Raw genomic sequence first — 24653 nt, 5'->3', positions numbered from 1 at the left:
ATGCGCACCTTCTGTCATTCGCTGCGAGTCACCAATTTATTGAGCTTGGAGCCCTCCTTCGAAACCTCCCGCGCCAGGCGGCGAAGTTCCGCCGTCAATGCCTCGCGGCACTGCTGCATGGTGCGACAATCCTCGGTTGCTTCAAGTAAGCGCTTGTGAACTTCCTTGTGATACGCCTGCGCGTGCGGCCCTTGATGGCCCTTGATATTGACGATGTTCGCAGGGTCATTTTTCAGCGACATACCCGCTTTGTCGAAGATTCTTTTGAAGAGTGGCGACCAGGGTCCGCCGTCTTTCGTGTCCGTCCACCACTTGTCGGTGGCGATGTGGTGGTCATGGCCCTTTGCATCCACCGGAGCGGTTGCGGTACCGCCCATGTCCTGCGCCGTCGTGGAGACAGCGCCAGGAGCGAGCGCCATGGTGACCGCTTCTCCCGTCACCGTCACTGCCTGTACTTCGCCCACGGCGGACAGCACGATGCCCGCTCGGGAACCTGCCTGCATGGATGCTTGCGCCGAGCCGGGCAGCGTCGGCACCTTGCCCGCGAACCCCGCCGCCGTGTTCCCGATGGCCACCGTGGCGAGCAGGACGAATGCGCGCGCCGCGTTCCGCCCCATGACCTTGCCGTACCGCTCACCCGCGTCGCGCAGTTCATCGAAGGTGCGGGCACGATCCGTCGCGTCAACCAGCTCCCGGAAGCCCGTCATCAGGCCCCAGACAGTGTCCACTCCCAGATAGACAATCAGAGTGGCTGTCATGACAGCGGCCAGCCCCTTGCTCACCGGTTCGGGCACCGTCCATAGGATGAGATACATCGTGCCCGTCCACAACGCCGCCGCCAGCATGGCGTGCGGGTCGGCCATGTCCTTGAAGGCTTCCAACATCTCTTCGTTCACCGCGTCCTGAGCGAACGCCATGGCCAGCGCGTACCGACCATCCCCATTCACAGTGGGGCTCGCCGCGAGCAAGCGCAGACAATCTCCCTTCCTCCCCGTACGTTCGCACCAGTGTAGGTAGACGCGCGTCAGCTCCACGTCTACTTCCAGGGGTTTTCCCTCCAGGTGTTCGCCCGAGCCAAGCGGCGTGACTCGGCGAGTGCGCGCATCGAAGAGGTATGTGCCCGCGCGCGCGTCCATCTCAAATAGCCGCAGCGCGGCCTCTTGCGGACGGGCCGGAGGCCGCAGGGTTCTCGCGTGCGTGGACAGGGCCTCTTCGAATTCGTCCTCTTCCAACTCAAGAGGGCCGGCTTCGTCGGTGCGAGGAGTGAAGGTGAGCACCTCACCCCGGTCCGTCTCCAATCGCACCACACGCGCCGTGGCGCAGCCGGTCAGCAGAGGCAAGAGCAACAACGCAACGGCGCGATGCAGTCTCATGGGGACTCTCCAGGCAACGGGCTCCACCTGCTCCGAGCGCGAGTGGGCACACAGGCCATGCGGAAGGATGGCACTTGGGGCTGACGGTGCAGCCCGCGCACATCCCCATGGAAGCGACGGATGACATTGATGCACCGGGTCGGAGCATCAGATGCAAGCGCGGAAGCCCATGGCCAGGTTCTTTCAAGCGAGACAGTGAGCACTGCGACAAGGCTGGCCGGCGCTGGAGTACGCCAGCACCCTCCGCGACGTGGATGCGGCGCGCTACGGCGCCGTCGCGGGTGGCTTCCAGAGGAACACGTTGCGCCGTGTCCCGTTCACGACGACGAACACATTGCGCGCGGGGCTGTAGCGGAACCTCCCGTACGTGCCGTTCGACGCGGGCGCGCCCGGGTCATCCCCCGTGCCCGTGACTTCCACCCAGCGCGCGTTCGGCAGGTCGAGCAGCGCCAGCCTCTTCCCACCGGGGTACGCGACAAACCGGTCCAGCACCGGTGAATACGCGAGCCCCGGTGCTCCGCCCACCGGCGTGCTCAACCCCGTGGTGGTGACGGTGGCGTGTGTCTTCGCCGCGTCGCTCAGCGCATACGTCGACACCGTGGCGCCCTCGCGCACCAACGCCAGGACGTTGCGCCGCGTGTCCACATCCGCGCCCGCGTAGTAGTAGCCCGCGCCGTCCGCCGCATGCGCGGTCCAGGTGTTGGCGACCGGGTCGTACTCATGCAGCTTCCTCGGCCCGATATACCAGACGTGTCCGCGCGCATCGGTCGCGCTGGCCCCGTAGTCGATGACCGGGTTGTTCGCGCCGCGCACCCAGCGTCCCGTCGCGAAATCGAAGCCCAGCACCAGTCGCGAACCCGCCTGCCCACTGGGATAGGTGCCCACGGAGCCGAGCACATAGAACCGCCCCGTCGCCTCGCTGAAGGCGATGTTCCCATAGGTGTGCGCGCTGCGCGGCTGCTGCGTGTCGAGCTGGGCGACGATGCTCGGCTCGTCACACAACTCCGGTCGCACATATCCGCTGGCCGTCAGGTTCGCGTCGGGAATGGCGAGCGACGTGACGGACGGATAGAAGCCACACGTCTCCACGCGCTTGTCCCGCATCACCGGCGTGACGCTGTTGCCCGTCATCCCCGCGGGCAGCTCCGTCCACCGCTTCCACTTCATCGTCGCGAGGTCGAACGTGAAGACGTTGTTGTACGGCGAGTCGTCATGTCCTCCGCCCCAGACAATCAACCTGTCTCTCAACGTGTCGTAGGCCCCGCCGCTCCACGCAATCATCACCGCTTCGCACGGATAGCTGGAATACGGAGTGGGGCAGACGTCCGCCATGTTCGTCCCGGGCAGCTCCTTCCACGAGCCCTCCGGCATGGCGGCGATGATGGCGTCGACAGGGCCGGGCTCGACTCCGCCCGCGTCGGGCACGGGACCCGAACCTCCGTCACCTCCGGCGCCCGCGTCCGCACGGGAACCGCCATCCTCTCGTGGAGGTGTTTCGGAGGGCTCGCTCTCACCGCAGCCGGGAGACAGCGTGGCGGCCCAGACCAACGCGGCGGGGAGCAGGACTCGGGAGATTCTTCGCATCCCTCATCCTGTGCGGCCTTTTCCCCTCATGTCTCGGAAAGACTCGCGCAGCCTCCCATCCAGAGCGCCGTCGTCCGATGTGCCGCATGTCATCCAGGTCAATGCGCGGACATTGTCGCTGACCATCGGCATGTGAGCGGGGCGTTCAGATATTGGTGAGGATGATCCGCTTCAAGGCGAATTCCGGACGCATGACCAGCGGGTCGTTGCTCAAGGTGATGGAGGAACGATACTGCGTGCCGGCGGAGACGAGCGGCAGCGCGACGCGCAGGGTCAGATTCACCGGAGCCTGCGTCTGGCTGCAGCTGTCCTCGAAGACCGCTGCGTTCGCGCGGGTGAGGTTCCAGGAAAAGGTCTTCTTGTCCGGCGACAGACTGACGTTGTTCCAGAATTGGGCCATCCCCGCCACCAAGGTGTTTCCGTCGGTGACGTCACAGCCGCTGCCCACCTGGGTCAGAACCAGCTTGAGGAACCCCGCGTCAGGGCGGGGCACGCCCATGTTCAGGTCATCCCTGATTTGGGTGATGACCGCTTCGTCGAAGACATGGCTGCTGCTGACGCTGATGGAGCCCTTGAGTGGCAGCCTGATAGAGGGCTGGACGGTATTCATCAGATAGTCGCAGTTCGGGGGGCCGATCCGATTCATGCAGATGTGGATGAGATTGTCGTTCAAGGCGACGTCGAGCGGAGCCTCGACCGTGAGCGAGCCCAGAGCGGGCCACTCTGGGATGACGAGCCCGCCCTCGGCGCCGACCTTGTAGGACGAGTCCCAGTACCGCGCGAGGGACTCCAGGACCCGGTTGCCCAAGGCGTTGAGGGTGAGGTCGTGGCCGCCAATGGAGATGGCCTCCTCGACTTGAGATGCCTGGTCAGACGTCCCGACTCCCCGCTGATGGCTGTCGTGGAGTTCCGGCATCGAGTCCTGGGAACTCGACATGCAACCCGCCAGCAGACTCACACACGCACTCGTCATCACCCGGCTCATCGCCAGACGGCATCGCCCGCGCATCATGGTGCATCCTCCTCTGCACGCTGAAGACACGCGGCGGAGGCAGGCCATGCAGAGATTCCGCACTTTCGCCAATGCTGAAATCTTCCGTCACTGCCGCCCCAGATGATGCTTCCCAGCAAGAGCGGTGTTCGCTGGAACGACCGATGTAACCCGAGTCAATTGAAACCTAATTCTGTCCACGAAAATAAGAATTCGCGAGAAGTCCACTTGGTTCCGTTCACCAGGAATGGTTGGTTCCGCCCCTCCCTTCACCTGGAAAGGACTCCCCCATGCGGAACTTCCTCGCAGTGACTGCCTCCCTCTTTTCGCTCACGTTCCTGGGCTGCAACACCGCGCCCGCCGAGCAGGCCCCCGAGCCCACGCCGGAGACCGCGGAGCAGACGCAGAGCCTGAACGCAACGGGCACGGGCTGCTCGGCTGACTCGGAGTGCGCCTCCGGTCTGTGCTGGGTGGAGGCGGACTCCTACCCCCTCTACAACCCGTACTGGATTCGCGCGGACAGCTGCACCGAGGAGTGTGGCGGCCCGACGGACCACGCGCCTTGCCGCATCCTCGCGGCGGACCTCAACGCTCCGGCCGCGAACTCGGCGCGCTGCATCCCCGCGCGCGGCGTCTACGACGACTACCCCTATGACGACATCTTCTACGTGTGTGACCTGGTCGCCGCCGGCCTGGGCACGGTCCACTGGGTCGAGTAGTCGCGACGTGACTCGTGCCGCCCGGAACGCTGGAACTCCGGGCGGTGTGTCGCCGGGGGTGAACTCCACCGGGTTGCAGGTGTCAGGCAGTGGCGCCCCCGCATCATGATGATTTCATGACGGGTGTTGGCGCGGGCGCGGGAGGGAGACTCCCCCGTCATGAGATGCCTCCTGCTCGCCGTGGGCCTCGTCGCCATCTTCTCGTCGAATGCCTGTGCCCCACGTGTGTCGCGCCCCTCGCCGAAGCTGGGGCAGGTCGAGGACGTCCACACGAAGCCGGGCCGATACGACGGCTACTCCGTGGCGTGGCGCTTCGAGAAGGACGCCAAGGCTCTGGGGGTGGGGTTGTGGGGCGGTGTCGAGCTCCATGGACAGGGTCGCAGGCCCATCGTCGTGTGGCCGCGAGCCGAGTCTGGTGACCCCTCGTCTGACCGTGACTCCGGTCCGGCGCTCCGCATCGACTCCCCCATGGTGACGCGCTCGTCGGACCCTCGGGTGAGGGAGTTCCTGTCGGGACGCATCGAGGGACTCGACTACGAGTACATGAAGGCCCAGGGCTGGCTCTACGAGCGCTGTGGCCCGCCCTTCGTCGAGCCGTGTGTCTTGAGCGGGACCTTCATCAAGACGTCGAGCTTCGAGTCCGTGGACCCGCTCATCGCGTACCTGGGACGCTGGCTGAAGGAGGGCGATTACGCGGGGGTCCTTCACATCAACGTCGTGCAGCACGTCGGCGTGCCCGAGGACATCCGGACGCGCATGGGCGCTTACGACGGCTACTCGGTGGACCTCTGCAAGCCCGAGGAGAATCCGGACCGACGCCTCATCGTGGTCACCGGTCAGGGCTCACGGGTCTTCGCGCCCTTCATCGCCGGAGAGCCCGAGGACTACGACAAGCGCCGCACCTGGGCGGTGCTGATTGGCGGTCCAGACCAGCAGGCCCGCGCCGACCTCACCAGGCCCGGTTGCCACGCTCCCCATGCGGCCCGTATCCGGGTCGTCGGCTACGAGGACGTCGACGCGGCGATTGCCTATTGGGGTGGCCTCCTGAAGGCAGGCAACCATCAAGGCGAGGTGCTCATCTACGTGCAGGGCCTGGCTCAGGGCTCATGAGGCGCGAGCGCGGTGGGCCGCGATTCATGATGATTCCCTGAGTGTCCGCGGTGGGACCGCGGCTCAGCCGAAGGTCGCGGAGGCGCGTCCCAGACCCTCGGCCACGGAGGTGAAGGCGTCAGCGGTGCGCACGCGCTCCTCGCCGAAGCGATTCACGTAGAGCTGGCGCACGGCGGGAATCTGCGAGGAGCCGCCCGTGAGGAACACGGCGTCGATGTTCGCCGCCTCGGGGTGGCGCGACAGCAGCCCTACCGTGCACTGCTCCAGCTCGTCGAGCAGCGGCTTGCTGAACGCCTCGAACTCCGCGCGGGTGATGGGCTCGTGGAGGTTGATGCGGGCCTCCTCGAAGTCCACGGTGGCCACCTCGTCGCGCGACAGGCGCACCTTGGCGGCTTCAATCGCGCGGAACAGGCGGTAGCCCAGGTTGTCCATCACCAGGTCGTGGAGCGCCTCGATTTCGAGCTTCTTGTCACTGGTCTCCAGCATGGTGTCCAGCAGGTCCTGGGTGGACTTCTCCCGGATGAAGGACATCTCGTGCCAGGACAACAGCTTGGCCATGACGTGCTGGGGCATGGGCAGGCGCTTGTCGCTCAGGCCTCGCACCCGGTAGGTGGAGCCCGCGCCAAAGCGGGGCAAGAGCTTGTGGCGCATGATTTCGGCGTCGAACCGGTCTCCACCGATGCGCACACCGGTGGAGCCCACGACGTCCGGGCGGCGGTCCTTGACGCCTCGGCGCGAGGGGCCCAGGCGCATCAGGGTGAGGTCGGTGGTGCCGGCGCCGAAGTCGGCCACGAGGACCAGCTCGTCGCGGGTGAGCTGGGCCTCATAGGCGAGCGCGGCGGCGATGGGCTCGATGAGGAACTCGATGTGCTGGAAGCCGGCCAGCTCAGCCGCACGGTGCAGGCGCTTCTGGGCGAGCGCGTCCGCGTCCTTGTCCGGGGTGAAGACGGCGGGGCGGCCGAGGATGACGGCCTCCGGAAGGCCGCCCATGTGGGCGCCCGCCGCCTCGCGCACGCGCCGCAGGAGGATGGCGACCAGGTCCTCGATGGTGAAGGTGCGGCCCTTCACCTGGGTGGCGCGGAACGAGTTCGAATGGAGGAAGGACTTCACGGACTGGATGAAGCGTCCGGTGTTGTCCTCCATGTAGCGGTTGATGGCGTCGGCGCCTGTGTAGATCTCGCGCTCGTCGTCCGGGAAGAACATCACGGAGCAGAAGAGGCGGGGCTCCGAGGTATGGGGTTGCAGCGACAGCACCGTGCCATCAGGCAGGGCCGCGGCGGTGTTGCTGGTTCCGAAGTCGAGTCCGCAGGCTTGCATGGGGGTGCGCCCCTTATCGCCAAACTCCGGGAAAGGGTAGGGCGTCGTGAGCCGGGCTGCTCGGTGGAGGACGGGCGAGTGGGCGGCCGCCCGGAGAGGGCGTGGGTTGGCGAGGTTCGATGACTTCCCATGTTTCTTTTTCGGGAGTCACGACACAGGGGGTCTCCATGAAGCTCCGCGCGAGAGGGTGGGTGGCCGCCGGTGCCGCCGCGCTGCTCGTCACCGGCTGCCGCGAGCGCGGCCAGGACGAGCAGTCGCAGCAGGGCACGCAGGCGACCGCGAGTGAACAACAGCAGCAGGCGGAAAGCGCCCAGGATGAGGTGCGGCGCAAGCAGGAGGCGCTGGACGAGGCGAAGACACGTGCTCAACGTGAATCGGCTGAGTCGGACGAGGCCCAGACCGCACAGCAGTCCGGAGCCGCACAGCAACAGGCTACGGATGCCACGGCGCAGGCCGGAGCCGCACAGCAGCAGGCCGCCGAGGCGAACTCGCAGCAGGGCGCCGCTCAGCAGCAAGGTGCCCAGGCGAATCAGCAGGCTGCTGATGCCACGCAACAGGCGGGCGCCGCACAGCAGCAAGCCGCGAATGCCACGCAGCAGGCGGGAGCCGCGCAGCAGCAGGCCACGGATGCAGCTCAGCAGCAGGCCGCCCAGGCGGGCCAGCAGGCCACGGATGCAGCTCAGCAGCAGGCCGCCCAGGCGGGACAGCAAGCCACGGATGCTCAGCAGCAGGCCGCCCAGGCGGGACAGCAAGCCACGGATGCTCAGCAGCAGGCCGCCCAGGCAGGACAGCAGGCCGGAGATGCGCAGCAACAGGCAGCCCAGACAGGACAGCAGGCTGGAGAGACTCAGCAGCAGGCCCAGGCCGGAGCGACTGACTCGGAGAGCGAGGCGGAGCGACAGGCCGACCTTCGGTCGGAGAAGGAAGCCGAACTGCGCGCGGAGCAACGGGCCGAGCAGCAGGCGGCGCAGACCGGCTCGACATCCACGGGCACCGAATCGCAGCCGGGCCAGGGCACACCGCAGTCGCCCGTGGCCTCCGCGCCCACGGGGACGGAGTCGCAGACCGGTCAGGACACACAGTCCCAGACCGGCCAGGACACGCAGGCCTCCGCGCCCACGGGGACGGAGTCGCAGACCGGGCAGGGTACGCAGTCGCCAGTGGCTTCCTCTTCTGGGACAAGCTCGCAGACGGCTCCTTCCACTGGGTCCTCCACGGATTCGAGCTCGGACCAGGCCTCCGGGGGGTCGGGGCAACAGGTCGACGAAGGCACTCAGCCGCTGTCTCCCCTCGAGCAACTCGATGCCCGGCAGCAACAGGGACAGACGACGAGCGGAACGGAACAGCAGCCCACCGACTCGACCTCAACGGGCACGGAGCAGCAGCCCATCGCCACCGCGCCTTCGACGACCGAGCAGCAACAGCCTGCTTCCGGGACCTCTGATTCCACGACGGGCACCTCGGGCACCACCTCGCAGCCACAGTCGGGCACGCAGCAGCCCCAGCAGCCGCCCGTGGTCGCGCTCCCGATTCCCTCTGGCTCTCAGCAGGGCAGCGGCACCTCGTCGGGAACCCAGAGCCAGCAGAACACGCCACAGCAGTTCACCGGCGAGGTGGTCCGCGCGAGCGAGACCGAGGTCCTGCTCAGTCAGGGCGGTGAGCCTCAGCTCCGCTTGACGGTGAACCCACAGACGCAGGTGACATTGGATGGATTCAGCGCGGTCGCCGAGGACATCCAGGAGGGAGCCCAGGTCCGCGCCTCGTTCACCACGGACGAGACGGGGGAAGCCAAGGCGGTGAGCATCAACGCGACGTCCAAGGGGAGCACCACGGGAACAGGCTCCACCCAGGAGACGCAACCCACGCAGCAGCAGTAATCACATAGCGTCAGCGTCACGCCTTCCGGCGCTGCCCATGATAATCCCCGGCCCCTCTTTCGAGAGGGGTCACACATGAAGCAGCAACTGGTCGTCCTCCTGGGTGGATGGTGTCTCGGCGCGCTCGTGGCTTGTGGCGTTGACGAGCCGCGGTTGTCGCGAGCCGCGGAGGACTCCGTGGCGAGAGCGGCGCTCACCGAGGAGGGCCCGTCACCTCAGGGGCTTTGCGGTGAGGACGGCGTCTGTGACCCCTGGGAGACGCACGAGACCTGCCCGCTCGACTGCGACGGGCCCAGCGACCCTTGCGGAAACGGAGTATGCGAACCGCTCGAGACGCAGCAGAGCTGCCCCGCCGATTGCGGTGGTCCCATCGGCGGCACTTGTGGAGATGGACTGTGCGCGTCGTCCGAGACGCAGCAGAGCTGCCCCGCCGACTGTGGCGGCCCCATCGGCGGCACTTGTGGAGATGGACTGTGCGCGTCGTCGGAGACACAGCTGAGCTGCCCTCTCGACTGTGACACTCCCGTTGGCGACTCTTGCGGAAACGGGCTGTGCGAGTCCTTCGAGTCACATCAGAGCTGTCCTCTCGACTGTGACGGCTGAGCTTCGCCTCGTGAGCACCACGTCGCGCCACCGAGGATGGGCGCGACGTGGCCGAGACACTCAGGGGGCCCTCGCTACATGAGGACCTGGATGAGTCGCCGGGGAATCGCCTCGGCGTGCCAGCGCTGGAGCTCGCGAGCAATCTCCGCGGAGCGCTTCGCCCGACCCTCGCGGATGAGCGGCAGCAGGGCGCGCGCGGCCTTGCGCTCCCGGGGCTTGCCGCCCGCCGCGAGCCGCTCGAACACCTCCAGCCGGACGTCCGCGTCGTGCAGCTCCCCCAGCCCCTCCTGGAGCGGGACGAGCACCTCCACCAGCGCGCCCAGGGTGCGGCGGAACGCGGGCTGGAAGATCTCCACCTCATAGCGCAGCTTCTTCAAATCCTTGCGCAGCGCATGCGCGGACGCCGCGTCGGGCGCGTCCATGTAGACCTGCATCCGCTTGCGCACCCGGCGCACCCGCCAGTGCAGGGGCTCCTTCACCCGGCGCCCACCGAAGCGATGGTCGTCCTCCAGCGCATCCACCTTGCGCAGCATCCGAGGCACGGTGCGCGAAGCCCACCGCTCCAGCTCCGAGCGCAGTCGCTTCTCCTTCGCCTTCAGGCCCGCCAGTCGCGCCTTGCCCAGCGCGGCGATGCCCGCGCGGGTATCGGGCTTCTCGCGGCGCGCCTTCTTCGCGACCTCCTCCAGCCAGGCCGCCTGGACGTGCAGGTCCCTCACGTCGCCCAGCGCGTCCTGGAGCCGCTTCACCTCCACCTCCAGCTTGCCCAGCCCTCCGAGCGGACGGAACACCTGGATGGCGGCGCGCAGCCGACGCGTGGCCACGCGCATGTCGTGGACGCCGTCGTCGTCGAGCTCGTCCGACAGCTTCGCCTCCGGCTTGCGGACATCCGCCAGCCGGCCCGCGAGGATGCGCCGCGCGGCCTGTCCCAGCTCGCTGTCGGGGCCCAGTCCGCGGATGGGCGTGGGTTGGGCCATCCGACTAACCTCCCGTCCCGGCCTGGGTGTTCAACATCCGCTCGGCGGCCTCGGGGCCTTCCCAGCCGAGGATGCGCGCTTCCTTGTCCTCGAAGTGCACGGCGGTGAGGAAGAAGTGCGCCAGCTCCTCGCGCTCGCGTCGGGACACGTCCTGATACGTGCGCAGGTGCTCGGTGCGAGGCGACGCCGTGGGCAGGGCGATGATGCGGTCATTGCGCTCGCGCTCGCCCGGCTTGCCACCCTTGCGCTTCTGGTCCACCTGGAGGACCCCCAGCGCGCGGCAGGGCAGCACGACACCGGGCCACGTGGTGTCGTCCCACAACACCATGGCGTCGAGCGGGTCCCCATCCGGCCCGCGTGTCGAGGGGATGAAGCCCCAGTCGAACGGGTAGCGCAGACCCCGGGTGAGGGGACGGGAGAGCGTGAAGGCCGAGAGCGCGGCGTCGTACTTCAGCTTCACCGTCGAACCCCGTGGGGACTCGACGACGACGTGGAATGCGCCCTGGGACCCACGCGAGGGCAGGCGGGTGAGGTCCGTCGTCATGGAAGGTGGAAGGTCAGCCCGCCTCCCCCGTGCGGCAAGCGCCCTTCAGGGTGACTTTTGGCTCGCCAACCTTCCAGGCGGGCAGGCGAGTCAGACGGCCATCAGCCCACGAACATCATCGCGACGATGCCGCCCCAGACGACGCCCACACCCGTCAGGGCGAGGCCGGCGATGGCCATCCATCGCAGTGATTGATTGGGTGGCTCCCGCGTGCGGCCGAAGGCGATGATGTTCACCACCACGGCGACTATCTGAATCAGGACGGCCGCCGGCAGCAGCGAGAGCACGCCGAGGATGAGCCCGATGATGGGGAGCGCCGGGCCATGGCGCTCGGGCGCGTTGACGGTGCGCGTGCGCAAATCCCAGCACGCGGGGCACATGGGACGCGCCTCCGGGCGCATCCGTCGCTCGCACGCCGGGCACATGAACGTGCCGCAGCGGCCACACGCCCAGCTCGCGATGACGTCGGGGTGTGCCGCGCAGGAGGCACTCTCTGTCGGCGTCTCCGTGCTCATGCCGAGCGCAGCTCCAGCGGGTGCTGCGCGCTTCGCGGCCGCCGCCCGGAGTTCAGGTGCGCCGCGATGGTGGTCGCCGCCGAGTCGCTGGGAAGGCGGAGGGTGATGGTCCGCTCGTCGATCTTCCGCACCAACGGCACCCGTCCCTTCACCGCCGTGAAATAGGCCACGATGGGCACGAGGATGGCCACCAGCACCGCCACCACGATGGGGGTCCCATCGCCCTTGCCCGCGAACACCGCGATGCCGCCCACCAGGATGGCGATGGTGGCCAGGAAGGAGAGTCCGAAGAGCAGCTTGCTGCGCTGCCACCGGGCCCACCCTTCCTCGCTGAAGGGCAGGGTGCCCTTGGCCCGCTTGGTGAGGACCATGGCGATGAGCAGCACGATGAGGGCCGCGAACGGCAGGAAGATGAGCAGCCAGCGCGGGTACCACGCGAACTTCACGGGCTTGAAGGAGACGCCCTCCGTCTGTCCGGTGATGACGCAGATACGGGGCAGGTCGAACTCACTGAGCTCGTTCTTGGGAATGACGACGTCAGCAGGCATGGCGCGCGGTTCTAATCCAGACACTTTGGCGCGCGCCAGCCGGGTCCTTCGTGCTTCAGGAGCTGCAGCTCACCACCAGGTGCCGGCCCCAGGCAGGAGGCTCCGTGGTGTACTCCTCGTACTCGGGGCGCTGCGTGAAAGGGTCTTCCAGGGCGGTGAGCAGTCGGTCCACCTCCGAGAAGTCGCCCTCCTGGGCCCGGGTGATGGCGGCCTGCGCCATCCAGTTGCGCAGCACGTATCGGGGATTGACGCGCTCCATCAACGTCCGGCGCTCCGCGTCCACGCTTCCCTCGGACGCAAGCCGCGCCCGGTAGCGCTCCGCCCAGGCGTCGAAGCCCGTCCGGTCCGCGAACATCGCCCCCACCGTGTCCGGCTGTCCCAGCGCGCGGAAGAAGCGGGTGTAGTCCACGCGGGCCTCGGCCATGCGCGCGAACAGGTCACCCACCAGGGCGCGGTCCTCCTCGCGCACCTCGCGCAGGCCCAGCTTCTGGCGCATCAGCGTCAGGAAGTGCGCGCTGAAGGTGGGCTCGAAGGTGTTGAGGGCGGCTCGGGCCTCGTCCTCGGACATCAGCGTGAGGAGCGCTTCACCCAGACAGGCCAGGTTCCACATCGCGATGCGCGGCTGCTGGTTGAACGCGTAGCGGCCCCGGTGGTCGGAGTGGTTGCAGATGAAGCCCGGCTCGAACTCGTCCAGGAAGCCGAAGGGGCCGTAGTCCAGCGTGAGCCCGAGGATGGACATGTTGTCCGTGTTCATCACCCCGTGCGCGAAGCCCACCGCATGCCATTGCGCCACCAGCCGCGCGGTGCGCTCGATGACTTCCGCGTAGAAGCGAGCATGACGCCCCGGCGCGCCGGACAGGTGAGGGAAGTGGCCGTCGATGATGTGGTCTGCCAGCAGCGCCACGTGCTCGTGCTGCTCGGAGTGGTGGAAGAACTCGAAGGTGCCGAAGCGCACGTGTGACGGTGCCATCCGCACCAGCATGGCGCCTGTCTCCACTTCCTCGCGGTACACCCGCTCGTCGCCGCCAATCAGACACAGCGCGCGCGTGGTGGGGATGCCCAGCCCGTGCATGGCCTCGCCGCACAGGTACTCCCGAATGGAGGAGCGCAGCACCGCGCGGCCGTCCCCACCGCGAGAGAAGGGCGTGGGCCCACCGCCCTTGAGATGCAAATCCCAGGACTGGCCCGCGCTGTTGCGCACCTGGCCCAGGAGCAGGGCGCGGCCGTCTCCCAGCCGGGGCACGTACACGCCGAACTGGTGCCCGGCGTACACCATGGCGAAGGGCTCCATGCCCGGCAGCGGACGCCCACCGCCGAGCGCCTCGACGAACTCGGGCCGTCGGGCCTCCTCCGGCGCCAGCTCCAGCAGGCGCAGCGCGGCGGGGTTGAGGCTCACCAGCCGGGCATTCGGGAAGGCGCGGGGGGACACCCTCGCGCCGAAGCCGGGAGGCAGGCGGGCGTACGTGTTGTCGAAGCGAAGTTGTTCGAGCGCGGGCATGGAGGGGGAAACGGTAACGCTCAGGGGACCTTCATGCCGCGCTGCACGGCGGGACGTTCACCCACGCGCGCCAGCCACTGCGGCACCTGGCCCAGGCCCGCGAAGAGCTCCGGGACGTACGTGCGCATGCCCGCGACCCACGGGTACAGGGCGATGTCCGCGATGGAGTAGCGGCCCGCCACGAAGTCTCCCTTGCCGAGCTGCCCGTCGAGCACCTTGAGCAGTCGCTTCGACTCCTCGGTGTAGCGGTCGATGGCATAGGGAATCTTGGTGGAGGCGAAGCGGCCAAAGTGGTTGAGCTGGCCGAACATGGGGCCCACGCCGCCCATCTGGAACATCAGCCACTGCGTCACTTCCGTCTTGCCGCGCAGGCTGGACGGCATGAGCTTGCCCGTCTTCTCCGCGAGGTACAGCAGGATGGCGCCCGACTCGAAGACGGTGATGGGGCGGCCGTCCGGCCCGTCCGAGTCGACGATGGCCGGAATCTTGTTGTTGGGATTGATGGCCAGGAACTCGGGCGTGAACTGCTCGCCCTTGCCGATGTTCACCGACTTCGCGGTGTACGTCAGCTCCAGCTCTTCCAGGGCGATGGACACCTTGCGCCCGTTGGGCGTGGCGAACGTATACAGGTCAATCATGGTGAGACTCCCGTGAGCCGCGCGCTTTCACGCCAGAGCTGCTCGGCGAGGGCGTCGTCCCGCGCGGCGGCGGACGGCTTCCTCTTCCGGCAACGGATGAAGTACTTCCCGGAGACTCCGTCCACCTCCGGCGAGGCAGCCAGGTAGATGGACGTCCGCGCGCCGCCTTCGGCGGACAGCATGAACGGCGCGCCGAGCTTCACAATCCAGCGGAAGAAGCCCTTCGTATTGTGACCGAAGCCCGAGCGCACCACGCCAGGGTGCACCGCGTTCGTCGTCACGGGCGTGCCTTCCAGCCGCTTCGCCAGCGCGTGGGTGAACAGGATGTTGGCCAGCTTGGACGTGGCGTACACGCGGAAGCCGTCGTAGCGGCGCTCGCTCTGGAGGTCGGTGAAGTCGAGCTTGCCGACCCGGTGCGCGTCCGACGACACGTTGATGACACGCGCGGGGCCGCTGGCCTTGAGCGTGTCCATCAGCAGATGCGTCAGCAGGAAGGGCGCCAGGTGGTTGGTGGCGAGCGTGGCCTCCAGCCCATCCACCGTCACCTCGCGGCGGTCGATGATGAGGCCCGCGTTGTTGAGCAGCACGTCCAGGCGCGAGTAGCGCGAGCGGAAGGTGTCGGCCAGCGCACGCACGGCCTGGAGCGAACTCAAGTCCGCGAGAATCGTGTCGATGCGCGCGCCCGCGACGGACTGGTTCACCGCGTCGACGGCGGCCTGGGTGCGGGCGGGGTCCCGGCCCACCAGCACCAGCGTGGCGCCAAGTCGTCCCAGGGCCTTGGCCGTCTCCAGGCCAATGCCACCGGTGGCCCCGGTGATGAGGCACACCTTCCCGTCCAACCGTGTCTCAGCGCTCATGGGGCGTCCTCTGGATTTCGAGGACGCCTTCTATATGCCGACACGGGCCCGGACGCTCGTGGAAGCGCCGGGCCCATGGGGAAGGGAGGTCTGGGTGCCGCCGTGGCTCAGGCGTGCGGAGGCCGGGTGGGCTCGCTGGAGCGGGCGTCGTCGCGTCCGCCCTTGGTGCGCGGACTGGGGCGCGGGGCGCCGTTGAGGTGGCTCTCCAGGAACCACATGTCCAGCTCCACGTCGCCCAGGACCTGGGTGAGCAGGTCCACGGTGATGGGCTCCTCCAGTTCATCGCAGCGCTCGATGCCGCCGCGGATGGAGGCGCCGTAGCGCGCGAAGCGGTCCACCAGGCACTTCAGGTGGTCCTCGCTCTCCACGGCCTTGAGGTCGTACTCGGGCAGCTCGCTGTTCTTGGCGGCCAGCCGGATGGTGCCCTCGGCGTAGCCGCCCAGGGTGCCGGCGCGCTCGGCGAACTCGTCGGCCTGCTTGCGCGCATGCTTGGCCAGGTCGTCGAAGAGCAGGTGACGGCTGTAGAAGTGGGTGCCCCGGATGTTCCAGTGCGCTTGCTTGATTTGCCAGTGCAGGTCGATGGAGTCGGCCAGCAGGTTGTTCAGCAGGTCGATGATTTCCTCGCGCGTCTCACTGGGGACATTCACATGGCTGGGAAAGTTCATGGTTGGCGCTCCCTCCAAGAAGGCTTTCGGAAGAGTGGGGATGGCCTTCCCCGCGCGCCATGCCGAGGCGTCCTGGCTGGGGGGCGAGCGGACAGCCGGGCGTTCCATGAGAAACCGCTCTAGAGGTCATTGATGACGCTACCTCCGTCGCCGGGGAGGCGGCGGGAGGGAGCGACTGGACATCATCGAGCTCGGACGTCAGGGCGCTTCTCCTCGGAGGAGCTAGGAGGCACACTCCGAGGTGTGTCCCGGCGTTCATCGTGGTGGATTGCGGTCCTGCTTTCCGTGCTCGTGCACGCGGCGCTCTTCCTGGCGCTGTCGCGAGTGCGGTCAGCCGCGCCAGCGCGTCCGTCGGCCACCGAACTGGAGATTGTCTACCTGGAGCCCAAGGCGCCGGTAGTGGCCCCACCCGTGCCAGCGCCGACCCCGCGGCCTCCCAAGCCCGAGCCGGTTCCGCCTCCGCGTCGGACGGACGAGAAACCGCCCGAGGCCATCGCGCGGGCACCCGAGGGCAAGAAGAAGGAAGAAGAGTCCCCGGCCGTCGCGGAAGCGCCCGGAGTCGCGTCGACGGAGCAGGGGCCCGAGGCTTCTCCGGAGGATGCGCCCACCCGGACCGCGCCGCCGACGATTTCGCTCGTGCCGAAGGGGCTCTGGGGGAGCGAGCCTCCAGGCAAGCCCGCGCAATCGGGCAAGACGCTGCGCAATGACGGACAGCCTGGTGAGGACCCTCGGGCCATCGCGCGGCGGGAGGAAGCGCAGGCGAAGGAGTTGGTGGATGGCTGGGCGGCGGACGCGAGCGCGGCGGCACGCGCGGAGAGCGGCGCCGTGAATCCGTACTTCACGAAGCTCCAGGACCGGTTCGCCAAGAAGCTGGTGAACCCGCCGTCGCCGGACCTGAACGTGCTGGGCTCACGCCTCAAGCGCGAGCAGGTGGAGGCCACGGAGCGCTTTGGGAAGACGGGCTCGCCCTACGTGGCGGAGAAGCGGGACCGGCGGTTGGAGCAGCGCAACCGCCTCCAGGCGGCCGTCGAGGCGGGGCGGGCGGCGAACATGTTCATGATGGACGTCACCACGCCGGTGCTCGCGCTCGCCACGGTGCTGGAGGTGCGTCAGGCGCGAGACGGCAAGCTGCTGGACCTCAAGGTGCTGGAAGGCTCGGGGGACCCCAAGTTCGACGCGTGGGCGGTGTCGCATCTGCGCGATGCGCTGGCCAGCGCGGACGCGCCGCCGGAGTCGGGCCCGGGGCTGCGCTCGGATGAGCTGCGCAGCCGGTGGCGGCTGGAGGAGTACCTGGGCAATCCCCGCGTGAAGGTCGTGCTCATCGGCGTGTACTGAGCCGCCTGGCTCACACGGGGTGTGCTCAGCGCGGCAGGCGCTCGGCGTAGACGGGTTGGCCCTGGGGCGCGGTGCCCTCGGTGGCGTAGCCCTCCTTCACCCAGTACTCGATTCCGCCGATGAGCTCCTTCACGCGAAAGCCCAGCGCGGACAGGCGCGCGGCGGCCTTGGTGGAGCCGTTGCAACCAGGGCTCCAGCAGTAGGTGACGATGACGTCGTCCTTGCTCAGGTGCGCCGTCGTGGTGGCGGAGAGGGTCCGCGCGGGCAGGTTCAGCGCGCCGGGGATGTGGCGCTCGGCGTAAGCGTCGGGCGAGCGGACGTCCACGACGACAAAGCCCTTCTTGCCGCGCTCCAGGTCCAGGTGCAGGTCGGCGGCGTCGGTCTCCACGGAGAGCTTCGCGAGGAAGTGGCGGTGTGCCTCTTCGGGCGTGGCGGCGGGGGTTTCGAGAACGAACGAGAAGGGGGTGGCGGGAGTGATCATGACGGAGACTCCATGGGCTTCGATGCCCGGAACAGTGCTCCCGGAGTGGTCCACGCGAAAGCGCCATTCAGCGACAGTCGACTGGACCACTTCCGCCCGCATCGGGTTGTGATGGGGCAGGGGGCCGACTACAGAGTGCGCATGTCGAAGCGCTTCGTGGGTGTGTCGCTGCCTTTCCTGTTGCCGGACACAGGCAGGCAAGTGGGCTCGCTGCATCGACAGCTTTATGAGCGGCTGCGCGAGGCCATCCTCGCGGGAACGCTCGCGCCACGAAGCCGGCTGCCGTCCACGCGCACGCTGTCCCGGGAGCTGGGGATTTCACGAGGGACGGTGGAGGAGGCCTTCGCGCAGCTCGACGCGGAGGGCTTCCTGGAGCGGCGCGTGGGCTCGGGCAGTGTCGTCGCGCTGCCGGAGCACGCCCGTCAGCCCCGGTCTCCGCTCGCGCGTGGGAGCGCGAAGGCCACGCGACAGGGAGGGCTGTCTCGCCGGGGGCAGCGCATGGCGAGCGAGGTGCTTCCGCCCGAGCCGCGTGACGTGCGGCCCTTCACGCCGTGCCTGCCCGCGCTGGACCTCTTCCCCGCGAAGCTGTGGGCACGCGCGGTGGCGAAGCAGGCCCGGGTGCTGGAGCCCGGGCGGATGACCGCGGGTGAGCCCGAGGGCTTTCGTCCGCTGCGCGAGGCCATCGCGGCCCACCTGGGACCGGCGCGTGGCGTGCGCTGTGACTGGCGGCGAGTCCTGGTCTTCTCCAGCACGCAGCAGGCCCTGGACCTCTCCGCGAGGCTGCTTCTCGATGAAGGGGACGGGGTGTGGCTGGAGGAGCCGGGGTACCTCGGCGCTCGAGTGGCCTTCGAGTCGGCGGGAGCGCGCCTGCACCCTGTCCCCGTGGATGCGGAGGGCCCGCGTGTGGAGCTGGCGGTGTCGCGGGCGCCGAAGGCACGGCTGGCCTATGTCACGCCTTCGCACCAGTACCCGCTGGGCGTGACGATGAGCCTGTCGCGGAGGCTGGCGCTGCTGGAGCATGCGCGCGCCTCCGGGATGTGGTTGTTCGAGGACGACTACGACAGCGAGTTCCGCTATGTGACGCGGCCGCTCGCCGCGATTCAGGGCATGGACGTGGCGGGGCGGGTCCTCTACGCGGGCACGTTCAACAAGGTGATGTTCCCCTCGCTGCGGCTGGCCTTCCTCGTCGTTCCTGAGGTGCTGGTGGACGCCTTCACCGCCGCGCGCGCCGCAACGGATGGCCACGCGCCTCCGCTCACGCAGGCCGCGATGGCGCGGTTCATGGAGTCAGGGCACTACGCCGCGCACCTTCGACAGATGCGACTCGTCTATGCGGAGCGTCGCGACGCGCTCCTTGATTCACTGAAACGCGAGGCACCTGGCGTGCTGCGAATCGGCACGGCGGAGGCGGGCATGCATGTCACGGCCTTCCTGTCCGAAGGGCTCCAGGATGAGGCTGTGATTACGAGGACGGATGCACGGCGGCTGGGGGCACGCCGGCTGTCTCCGCTCTACCTGGGGCGAAAGCGCGAGCAGGGGTTGGTGCTGGGCTTCTCCGGCGCGAGTCCCGCCGGGCTTCGCGCCGCTGTCAGGACGCTGTGCGGGGTGCTCGACGGCCCGACCCGGTAGCCTCTTCGCGCGTGGCCCCGCGCCAACGCAGCGGCGTCGTTCCCTCCCAGCCCTGGAACGCACGGCTGAAGGAGTTCAGCTCCTCGAAGCCCAGCAGGAAGGCCACTTCGTTGGCGTCCAGGTCCGTGCTCCCAAGCAACTGGCGCGCGGCCTGGTGTCTCACTTCATCGAGCAGGAGTTGATACGTGGTCCCCGCGGCTTCGAGCTTTCGCTGGAGCGTGCGCGAACTCAAGTGCAGCTCCTCGGCGACCTTGTCGACGGAGGGACGCTCGCCACACATGCGGCGTCGCAACGCCAGCCGCACGTCGTCCGCCAGGGTGTGTCGCTGTCGCTGGTCCAGCTCTCGCTCCAGTCCGGGCACGAGCAGCGCCAGCAGGTCCGCGTTGTGCGTCAGGAGGGGCTCGTCGAGCGCGCTCGCCTCGAACACGAGCAGGTCCACGGGGGCATCGAAGCGGACCTTGCAGCCGAAGTGGCGGGTGAGCAGCTCCGCGTCGGAGCGACGTCGCGCCAGCTCGACACGCCTGGGCACCAGGGGCTTGCCGGTGCCTCGGCGCGCGAGCGCCAGCGTGGAGGCGAACGTCGCGTCGACCAGGAACAGGGGCAGCGGTCCTTCGGCCAGAAGCCAGTGGAACCTGAACCGCGCCTCGTTCTTCACGACCTCGACGCTCACCTCCTCCGGGCAGACCAGACCCTTGTAGCGGGCGAGCTTCGCCAGGGCCTCGCCGAGGGTGGGGGAGTGGAGGGCCGCCATCGTCGCGACATCGAAGTGATGGGGTCTGGCGTCGGAGCCCACGCGCAGGCCGACCTCCCTCCCTCCGCCCGTGGCCTCCACCGCGTGCCAGAACGCCATGAACTCCTGGGTCGTCAGGCGCGCCTTGGGCTCCTGGAAGCGGGAGCGGACCAGGCCCGCGTGTCGCAGCACGCGCTCGACCTCGACGCCGAGCGCGGTGAGGCGGTCGAGCAGCACGCTGGGAACAGGGACGAGGTCGGCGGGCACGTCAGTTCCTCTTGGGCATCAGCATCTTGGCGACCGGAGTCTCCGCGAAGGGGACCAGGCCATCAATGTCCGTGGAGACGCTGAGCGACTTCCACCGCGAGTCCTCCGCCGTGCGCTGCTGGACGACGAGCTCCGCGAGGAAGACGGCGTCGGAGCCGAGCAACAGCCGCAGGGGTGGCTGCTTCTCGTCGGCAATCTGGAGAATCGCCTTCGCGGCCTTGATGGGGTCTCCGCGCGGGCCGTCCGCGCCCCGGCGCACGTGCTGGGAGAAGGCGCCCACGGTGGCCTTGTAGGCGTCGCTGATGTCACCGACGTTCATGGACGAGCCGGCCCAGTCGGTGCGCATGCCTCCGGGCTCGACGATGGTCACCCGGATGCCCAGCGGCGCCACTTCCTGGGCGAGGACCTCCGAGAACCCCTCCATCGCCCACTTCGCGGATTGGTACGACGCCAGTCCGGGCGAGCCTCGGCGTCCGCCAATGGAGGACACCTGGATGATGTGGCCGTCCTTCTGCGCGCGGAGCACCGGCAGGGCGGCGCGGGTGACATGCATCATCCCGAAGAAGTTCGTCTCGAACTGCTCGCGGAAGTCCGCCTCGTCCACGTCCTCGATGGCGGCCACGTTGGCGTAGCCCGCGTTGTTGACGACGACGTCCAGCCGTCCGAAGGCCGAGGTCGCCTCGGCGACGGCGGCTCGTGCCGCGGCGGAGTCCGTCACGTCGAGCGCGACGGCGCGCACCCGGTCCCCATACCGCTCCACCAAATCCTTCAGTTGCTCCGGCTTGCGCGCCGTGGCCACGAGCCGGTGACCGGCCGCCAGCACGGCCTCCGCCAAATCACGGCCGAGGCCGCGAGAGCTTCCAGTGATGAGCCAGACCTTCGACATGGGGACCGTCCTTCTTCTCTTCGTCGTCGCGCCGTGAATTCGGCCACGCCCAAGAGTTACGAACCGCCCCGCACGCGCGCCAATCGCATGGCGCCAAAGATTCATCGAATCGCGCCACCATCCGAAGAAGCATCCGAGGGCCCGCTCAGGGGGTCAGCGCTTCTCTTCCTCGAAGAGGAAGTCGGTGATGGCCTTCCAGGTGGCCTCGAACTGGGGTCGCCGGAAGCCGGAGCCGGAGATGAGCCAGTCCACGTGCGGCGGCTGGTGCGCCGGCTGGTCGAAGTGGCCAATCGCATCCAGGTGGTCCGCGCGCACCGCCGCCAGCACACGCCCGTAGACCTGCGAGCGCGTGGGGACGATGCCGTCACACGCCGTGGGGCCCGGCATCGCCCCATACGCCTGCACCAGCGCCGCCGTCTGCGCGGGCGAGTGCAGCGGCAGCGCCGTCAGCGGCATCCGCTGCGTCTGCCCATACATGAACGCGTAGATGGTGTGCGTGAGCTGCGCGTAGGGGTCCAACCCCGCCGACACGCGCGTGCGCAGCGACGGTGGCCGGGCCTGCGTCACCACCGAGCCATAGCGCACACCCGGCCGGTCCAACGTGCTCGCGTTGAACAGGTCGATGCCCTCCGGCGTGAGCTGCGGAATCAGCGACGTGTCGTTGCCCACGTCGCTCAGGAACTTCGCCACCGCGTCGCGCCGCTCCGAGGAGAAGTCCCCGAGCAGTTGGTCATAGAGCTGATCCAACAAGGTCTGCTTCCACCCGAGCTGGTCATCCACGCGCGCCATCAGGTGCCCGAAGCGGAATACCACCCGCAGCGGCAGCCGGCCGAAGCGAAGGACGTACACGGTGAACAGCGACAGCAGCTTCAACAGCCGCTGTCCGAACAGCCCCAGGAAGAACGACGCCAGCGGCGTGCCCGCGTGCGGCGCGGACACCGTCACCACCGAGCCCACCCGCCGGGCGAACGGCTCCAGCTCCAACCCCTCCGCGAGCTGCGCGCCCGGGCTGACGAACAGCCGCGCGTCCAGGCCTCCCGTCGAGTGCCCTATCAGGTGGATGGGGCCGTCATCACCGCTCGCCGTCTCCTGCACGGCTCGGAGCAGGTCCGCCGTCCGAGTCCGGATGGACGCCGTCGGGTGAGACAGGACGATGACGACCTCCGACTCACCCATGTCTCGACGAGCCAGCTCCGCCTTCAAGTAGTCGAGCGCGTGTCCGAAGTAGACGAGCTCGCCCAGGTTGATGAACCCGAAAAACCCGGGGACGAGATAGATGTGGTGCTTCGCGGCCATTGTCTCCACCATACCTGACGCGACGCGTGATTCCCGCTCGGGAATGCACTCTCCGAGCAGGCGTTCACCGGCGCCTTTCTCACCCCATCAGCCAGAAGGACGAACACCGTGGACCGTGCATTGCTCGCACTTGGCCTGCTTATGTCTCTCCCCGCCGCCGCGGACGAGGGCATGTGGACCTACGACGCCTTCCCCGTGGAGACGGTGAACAAGGCCCATGGTTTCACGCCCACTCAAGCATGGCTGGACAAGGTCCGGCTCGGCTCGGTGAGGTTGGCCGGTGGCTGCTCCGCCAGCTTCGTGTCTCCGGACGGCCTGGTGATGACGAATCACCACTGTGTCCGCGGCTGTATCGAGGACCTGTCCTCGCCCAAGGACGACCTGCTGGCCAAGGGCTTCCAGGCCCGCACCCCCGCGGAAGAGCGCCGCTGCCCCAAGGTGGAGGCCAACCAGCTGGTGAAGATGACGGACGTCACCGAGCGGATGAACGCGGCGACGAAGGGCCTCACCGGCGCCGCCTACAACACCGCGCTCAAGAAGGAGATGTCCGCGGTGGAGTCCGCGTGCGCCACGTCCACCGACGTGCGCTGCGACGTGGTGACGCTGTTCAACGGCGGCAAGTATCACCTCTACGAGTACCGCCGCTTCCAGGACGTGCGCCTGGCCTTCGCCCCGGAGTTCTCCATGGCGGCGTTCGGCGGGGACCCGGACAACTTCAACTTCCCGCGCTTCGGCTATGACGTGGCGTTCCTGCGCGTGTGGAAGGACGACGCGCCCGCGAAGAGCCCGGACTACCTGCCGTGGGCGAAGCAGGGCGCCAGAGACGGGGACCTCGTCTTCGTCTCCGGCCACCCCGGTGGCACCGAGCGCAAGGCCAGCGTCGCGGAGCTGGAGTTCCAGCGCGATGTGAACCTGCCCTACACGCTGCTGATGCTCTCCGAGCTGCGCGGCAAGTTGAAGGAGTTCTCCAGCGGTTCGCCGGAGCGCTACCGCACCACGCGCTCGCGGCTGCGCGGGGTGGAGAACGGCCTGAAGGCGCTGCGTGGTCGGCACCAGGCCCTGGCGGACCCGTCGCTGCTGGCGCGCAAGCGGGAGGACGAGGCGGAGCTGCGCAAGCGCGTGGAGGCCAACGCCACGGTGAAGGCCGCCACGGCGGGGGCGTGGGAGGAGACGGCGAAGGCGCTCGACACGTACCGCCGGATGCTGCCCGAGTACCGGATGAAGGAGGGCGGAGACGCGTTCTCCTCGGAGTTCTACTCGCTGGCGCGTCACCTGGTGCGCATCGCCGACGAACAGCCCAAGCCCAACGCGGAGCGCCTGCGCGAGTACACCGACGCGCAGCTTCCCTCGCTGCGCCAGCAACTGCTGCGCGGCGCGCCCATCGCCGTGGAGCTGGACGAGGCGGTGCTCGCCTTCGGCCTCGGCCGCCTGCGCGAGACGCTGGGCGCGGATGACCCCTTCGTGCGGCAGGTGCTCGGAACGGAGTCTCCGGAGTCCCTGGCCCGCTCGCTGGTGCGCGGCACGAAGCTGGGCGACGTGAAGACGCGGCAGGCCCTGCTGGATGGAGGCAAGGCGGCGGTGGAGGCGTCGAAGGACCCGATGCTGCTCTTCGCGCGCAAGGTGGACGCGGAGGCGCGCGCGGTGCGCAAGCGCTATGAGGACTCGGTGGAGGCGGTGCTCAAGCGCAACGGCGAGCGGTTGGCCAAGGCGCACCTCGCGGTGTACGGCACCTCCGGCTATCCCGACGCCACCTTCACGCTGCGCCTCAACGCCGGCCAGTTGAAGGGCTGGGACGAGAATGGCCGCCCCGTCGCGGCGCTCACGACGTTCGGCGGTGCGTATGCGCGCCACACCGGCAAGGAGCCCTTCAAGCTGCCGGACACCTGGATGAAGGCGAAGGGCAAGGTGCCGGACGCGACGCCGCTGGACATGGCCACCACCAACGACATCATCGGTGGCAACTCCGGCTCTCCCGTCGTGGACCGCGATGGACGCGTCGTGGGGCTCGTCTTCGACGGCAACATGCACTCACTGGGCGGCCGGTATGCATACGTCCCGGAGACGAACCGCGCCGTGGCGGTGCACGGAGACGGCATCCTCGCCGCCCTGGAGCACGTCTACGGCGCCACGCGGGTGGTGAAGGAGCTGCGCGCCGCGAGCGAGGTCGCGACCCCACCCGTCAGGTAGGCCGGCGCCGGGTTTTCGCCGCCGGAGCC

At 68.4% G+C, this 24653-nt stretch carries 22 protein-coding genes; 6 read left to right on the top strand and 16 right to left on the bottom strand.

Annotation, left to right across the window (positions count from 1 at the left end):
• Positions 1 to 14 precede the first annotated feature (14 nt).
• The 3 genes from HUA75_RS31675 to HUA75_RS31665 all read right to left on the bottom strand — a co-directional run bounded on the left by HUA75_RS31675 (position 15) and on the right by HUA75_RS31665 (position 3969).
• On the bottom strand, positions 15 to 1373 hold the full coding sequence (locus HUA75_RS31675; protein WP_174488514.1) for an AHH domain-containing protein: 1359 nt from the start codon (positions 1371 to 1373) through the stop codon (positions 15 to 17).
• A gap of 264 nt (positions 1374 to 1637) precedes the next feature.
• A complete protein-coding gene (locus tag HUA75_RS31670; protein ID WP_174488513.1) occupies positions 1638 to 2957 on the bottom strand; it encodes a hypothetical protein in 1320 nt (439 codons plus the stop codon).
• 145 nt (positions 2958 to 3102) lie between these two features.
• Positions 3103 to 3969, bottom strand: coding sequence for a hypothetical protein (locus HUA75_RS31665; protein ID WP_174488512.1), 867 nt, complete (start codon positions 3967 to 3969; stop codon positions 3103 to 3105).
• A gap of 269 nt (positions 3970 to 4238) precedes the next feature.
• Between HUA75_RS31665 and HUA75_RS31660 the strand changes: the two genes are divergently transcribed.
• Positions 4239 to 4667, top strand: a complete 429-nt coding sequence (locus HUA75_RS31660) for a hypothetical protein (RefSeq protein ID WP_174459855.1) — start codon at positions 4239 to 4241, stop codon at positions 4665 to 4667.
• A 159-nt stretch (positions 4668 to 4826) separates the two neighbouring features.
• Positions 4827 to 5777, top strand: a complete 951-nt coding sequence (locus tag HUA75_RS31655) for a hypothetical protein (protein WP_141640974.1) — start codon at positions 4827 to 4829, stop codon at positions 5775 to 5777.
• A gap of 63 nt (positions 5778 to 5840) precedes the next feature.
• Here the strand turns inward: HUA75_RS31655 and HUA75_RS31650 are convergent, their stop codons facing one another.
• Complete coding sequence (locus tag HUA75_RS31650; protein ID WP_174488511.1) at positions 5841 to 7094, bottom strand: Hsp70 family protein; 1254 nt, start codon at positions 7092 to 7094, stop codon at positions 5841 to 5843.
• Between the two features lie 167 nt (positions 7095 to 7261).
• On the opposite strand from HUA75_RS31650, the gene HUA75_RS31645 reads away from it, so the two are divergent.
• Positions 7262 to 8971, top strand: a complete 1710-nt coding sequence (locus HUA75_RS31645) for a hypothetical protein (protein ID WP_174488510.1) — start codon at positions 7262 to 7264, stop codon at positions 8969 to 8971.
• A gap of 677 nt (positions 8972 to 9648) precedes the next feature.
• On the opposite strand, the gene HUA75_RS31640 is transcribed toward HUA75_RS31645, so the two are convergent.
• The 8 genes from HUA75_RS31640 to dps form a co-directional block, all read right to left on the bottom strand.
• On the bottom strand, positions 9649 to 10548 hold the full coding sequence (locus tag HUA75_RS31640; protein WP_174488509.1) for a CHAD domain-containing protein: 900 nt from the start codon (positions 10546 to 10548) through the stop codon (positions 9649 to 9651).
• A gap of 4 nt (positions 10549 to 10552) precedes the next feature.
• The gene (locus HUA75_RS31635; RefSeq protein WP_141640970.1) at positions 10553 to 11092 is read right to left on the bottom strand and encodes an inorganic diphosphatase; all 540 of its coding nucleotides are present in this window, start codon (positions 11090 to 11092) and stop codon (positions 10553 to 10555) included.
• A gap of 101 nt (positions 11093 to 11193) precedes the next feature.
• Positions 11194 to 11607 carry a hypothetical protein gene (locus tag HUA75_RS31630; RefSeq protein WP_141640969.1) on the bottom strand — a complete coding sequence of 138 codons (414 nt, stop codon included), beginning with the start codon at positions 11605 to 11607 and terminating at the stop codon, positions 11194 to 11196.
• A complete protein-coding gene (locus HUA75_RS31625) occupies positions 11604 to 12155 on the bottom strand; it encodes a hypothetical protein (RefSeq protein ID WP_174488508.1) in 552 nt (183 codons plus the stop codon). Before HUA75_RS31625 ends, HUA75_RS31630 begins: the two co-directional genes overlap by 4 nt.
• 55 nt (positions 12156 to 12210) lie before the next feature.
• Positions 12211 to 13653 carry a YdiU family protein gene (locus HUA75_RS31620; protein ID WP_174488507.1) on the bottom strand — a complete coding sequence of 481 codons (1443 nt, stop codon included), beginning with the start codon at positions 13651 to 13653 and terminating at the stop codon, positions 12211 to 12213.
• A 20-nt stretch (positions 13654 to 13673) separates the two neighbouring features.
• Positions 13674 to 14291 carry a glutathione S-transferase N-terminal domain-containing protein gene (locus HUA75_RS31615; protein WP_141640966.1) on the bottom strand — a complete coding sequence of 206 codons (618 nt, stop codon included), beginning with the start codon at positions 14289 to 14291 and terminating at the stop codon, positions 13674 to 13676.
• Entirely contained in the window at positions 14288 to 15148 is an 861-nt protein-coding gene (locus HUA75_RS31610) for an SDR family oxidoreductase (RefSeq protein ID WP_174488506.1), read from the bottom strand. Before HUA75_RS31610 ends, HUA75_RS31615 begins: the two co-directional genes overlap by 4 nt.
• A gap of 107 nt (positions 15149 to 15255) precedes the next feature.
• Complete coding sequence (gene dps, locus HUA75_RS31605) at positions 15256 to 15813, bottom strand: DNA starvation/stationary phase protection protein Dps (RefSeq protein WP_141640965.1); 558 nt, start codon at positions 15811 to 15813, stop codon at positions 15256 to 15258.
• Positions 15814 to 16056: 243 nt separating this feature from the next.
• Here dps and HUA75_RS31600 point away from each other — a divergent pair, with 243 nt between their 5' ends.
• On the top strand, positions 16057 to 17148 hold the full coding sequence (locus tag HUA75_RS31600; protein ID WP_174488505.1) for a ferrichrome ABC transporter substrate-binding protein: 1092 nt from the start codon (positions 16057 to 16059) through the stop codon (positions 17146 to 17148).
• A gap of 25 nt (positions 17149 to 17173) precedes the next feature.
• Here HUA75_RS31600 and HUA75_RS31595 read toward each other — a convergent pair whose 3' ends face one another.
• Positions 17174 to 17629: a rhodanese-like domain-containing protein gene (locus HUA75_RS31595; RefSeq protein WP_174488504.1), complete on the bottom strand. Its 456-nt coding sequence runs from the start codon at positions 17627 to 17629 to the stop codon at positions 17174 to 17176.
• Positions 17630 to 17770: 141 nt separating this feature from the next.
• On the opposite strand from HUA75_RS31595, the gene HUA75_RS31590 reads away from it, so the two are divergent.
• Positions 17771 to 19258: a PLP-dependent aminotransferase family protein gene (locus HUA75_RS31590; protein WP_174488503.1), complete on the top strand. Its 1488-nt coding sequence runs from the start codon at positions 17771 to 17773 to the stop codon at positions 19256 to 19258.
• Here HUA75_RS31590 and HUA75_RS31585 read toward each other — a convergent pair.
• The 3 genes from HUA75_RS31585 to HUA75_RS31575 all read right to left on the bottom strand — a co-directional run bounded on the left by HUA75_RS31585 (position 19218) and on the right by HUA75_RS31575 (position 22437).
• Complete coding sequence (locus HUA75_RS31585) at positions 19218 to 20255, bottom strand: AraC family transcriptional regulator (RefSeq protein ID WP_174488502.1); 1038 nt, start codon at positions 20253 to 20255, stop codon at positions 19218 to 19220. The two genes, HUA75_RS31590 and HUA75_RS31585, sit on opposite strands and share 41 nt — an antisense overlap.
• A 1-nt stretch (position 20256) precedes the next feature.
• Complete coding sequence (locus HUA75_RS31580; protein WP_174488501.1) at positions 20257 to 21141, bottom strand: oxidoreductase; 885 nt, start codon at positions 21139 to 21141, stop codon at positions 20257 to 20259.
• Positions 21142 to 21294: 153 nt separating this feature from the next.
• Positions 21295 to 22437 carry a triacylglycerol lipase gene (locus HUA75_RS31575; protein WP_141641006.1) on the bottom strand — a complete coding sequence of 381 codons (1143 nt, stop codon included), beginning with the start codon at positions 22435 to 22437 and terminating at the stop codon, positions 21295 to 21297.
• A 108-nt stretch (positions 22438 to 22545) separates the two neighbouring features.
• On the opposite strand from HUA75_RS31575, the gene HUA75_RS31570 reads away from it, so the two are divergent.
• Positions 22546 to 24624, top strand: coding sequence for a S46 family peptidase (locus tag HUA75_RS31570; RefSeq protein ID WP_174488500.1), 2079 nt, complete (start codon positions 22546 to 22548; stop codon positions 24622 to 24624).
• Positions 24625 to 24653 lie beyond the last annotated feature (29 nt).

It is taken from the genome of Myxococcus sp. CA040A (assembly GCF_013336725.1).
In the GTDB taxonomy this organism is placed as follows: domain Bacteria; phylum Myxococcota; class Myxococcia; order Myxococcales; family Myxococcaceae; genus Myxococcus; species Myxococcus llanfairpwllgwyngyllgogerychwyrndrobwllllantysiliogogogochensis.
The sequence above is the reverse complement of the archived record's forward strand: the minus strand, read 5'-3'. Positions and strand labels throughout refer to the sequence as shown.

What these genes read in the sequence shown, in the direction of transcription:
- HUA75_RS31575 (WP_141641006.1), bottom strand. Translation starts at nt 22,437, where the DNA reads ATGGCCGCGAAGCACCACATCTATCTCGTCCCCGGGTTTTTCGGGTTC.
- HUA75_RS31610 (WP_174488506.1), bottom strand. Translation starts at nt 15,148, where the DNA reads ATGAGCGCTGAGACACGGTTGGACGGGAAGGTGTGCCTCATCACCGGG.
- HUA75_RS31670 (WP_174488513.1), bottom strand. Translation starts at nt 2,957, where the DNA reads ATGCGAAGAATCTCCCGAGTCCTGCTCCCCGCCGCGTTGGTCTGGGCC.
- HUA75_RS31590 (WP_174488503.1), top strand. Translation starts at nt 17,771, where the DNA reads ATGTCGAAGCGCTTCGTGGGTGTGTCGCTGCCTTTCCTGTTGCCGGAC.
- HUA75_RS31655 (WP_141640974.1), top strand. Translation starts at nt 4,827, where the DNA reads ATGAGATGCCTCCTGCTCGCCGTGGGCCTCGTCGCCATCTTCTCGTCG.
- dps (WP_141640965.1), bottom strand. Translation starts at nt 15,813, where the DNA reads ATGAACTTTCCCAGCCATGTGAATGTCCCCAGTGAGACGCGCGAGGAA.
- HUA75_RS31640 (WP_174488509.1), bottom strand. Translation starts at nt 10,548, where the DNA reads ATGGCCCAACCCACGCCCATCCGCGGACTGGGCCCCGACAGCGAGCTG.
- HUA75_RS31625 (WP_174488508.1), bottom strand. Translation starts at nt 12,155, where the DNA reads ATGCCTGCTGACGTCGTCATTCCCAAGAACGAGCTCAGTGAGTTCGAC.
- HUA75_RS31580 (WP_174488501.1), bottom strand. Translation starts at nt 21,141, where the DNA reads ATGTCGAAGGTCTGGCTCATCACTGGAAGCTCTCGCGGCCTCGGCCGT.
- HUA75_RS31660 (WP_174459855.1), top strand. Translation starts at nt 4,239, where the DNA reads ATGCGGAACTTCCTCGCAGTGACTGCCTCCCTCTTTTCGCTCACGTTC.
- HUA75_RS31635 (WP_141640970.1), bottom strand. Translation starts at nt 11,092, where the DNA reads ATGACGACGGACCTCACCCGCCTGCCCTCGCGTGGGTCCCAGGGCGCA.
- HUA75_RS31620 (WP_174488507.1), bottom strand. Translation starts at nt 13,653, where the DNA reads ATGCCCGCGCTCGAACAACTTCGCTTCGACAACACGTACGCCCGCCTG.
- HUA75_RS31665 (WP_174488512.1), bottom strand. Translation starts at nt 3,969, where the DNA reads ATGATGCGCGGGCGATGCCGTCTGGCGATGAGCCGGGTGATGACGAGT.
- HUA75_RS31615 (WP_141640966.1), bottom strand. Translation starts at nt 14,291, where the DNA reads ATGATTGACCTGTATACGTTCGCCACGCCCAACGGGCGCAAGGTGTCC.
- HUA75_RS31650 (WP_174488511.1), bottom strand. Translation starts at nt 7,094, where the DNA reads ATGCAAGCCTGCGGACTCGACTTCGGAACCAGCAACACCGCCGCGGCC.
- HUA75_RS31645 (WP_174488510.1), top strand. Translation starts at nt 7,262, where the DNA reads ATGAAGCTCCGCGCGAGAGGGTGGGTGGCCGCCGGTGCCGCCGCGCTG.
- HUA75_RS31595 (WP_174488504.1), bottom strand. Translation starts at nt 17,629, where the DNA reads ATGATCACTCCCGCCACCCCCTTCTCGTTCGTTCTCGAAACCCCCGCC.
- HUA75_RS31675 (WP_174488514.1), bottom strand. Translation starts at nt 1,373, where the DNA reads ATGAGACTGCATCGCGCCGTTGCGTTGTTGCTCTTGCCTCTGCTGACC.
- HUA75_RS31630 (WP_141640969.1), bottom strand. Translation starts at nt 11,607, where the DNA reads ATGAGCACGGAGACGCCGACAGAGAGTGCCTCCTGCGCGGCACACCCC.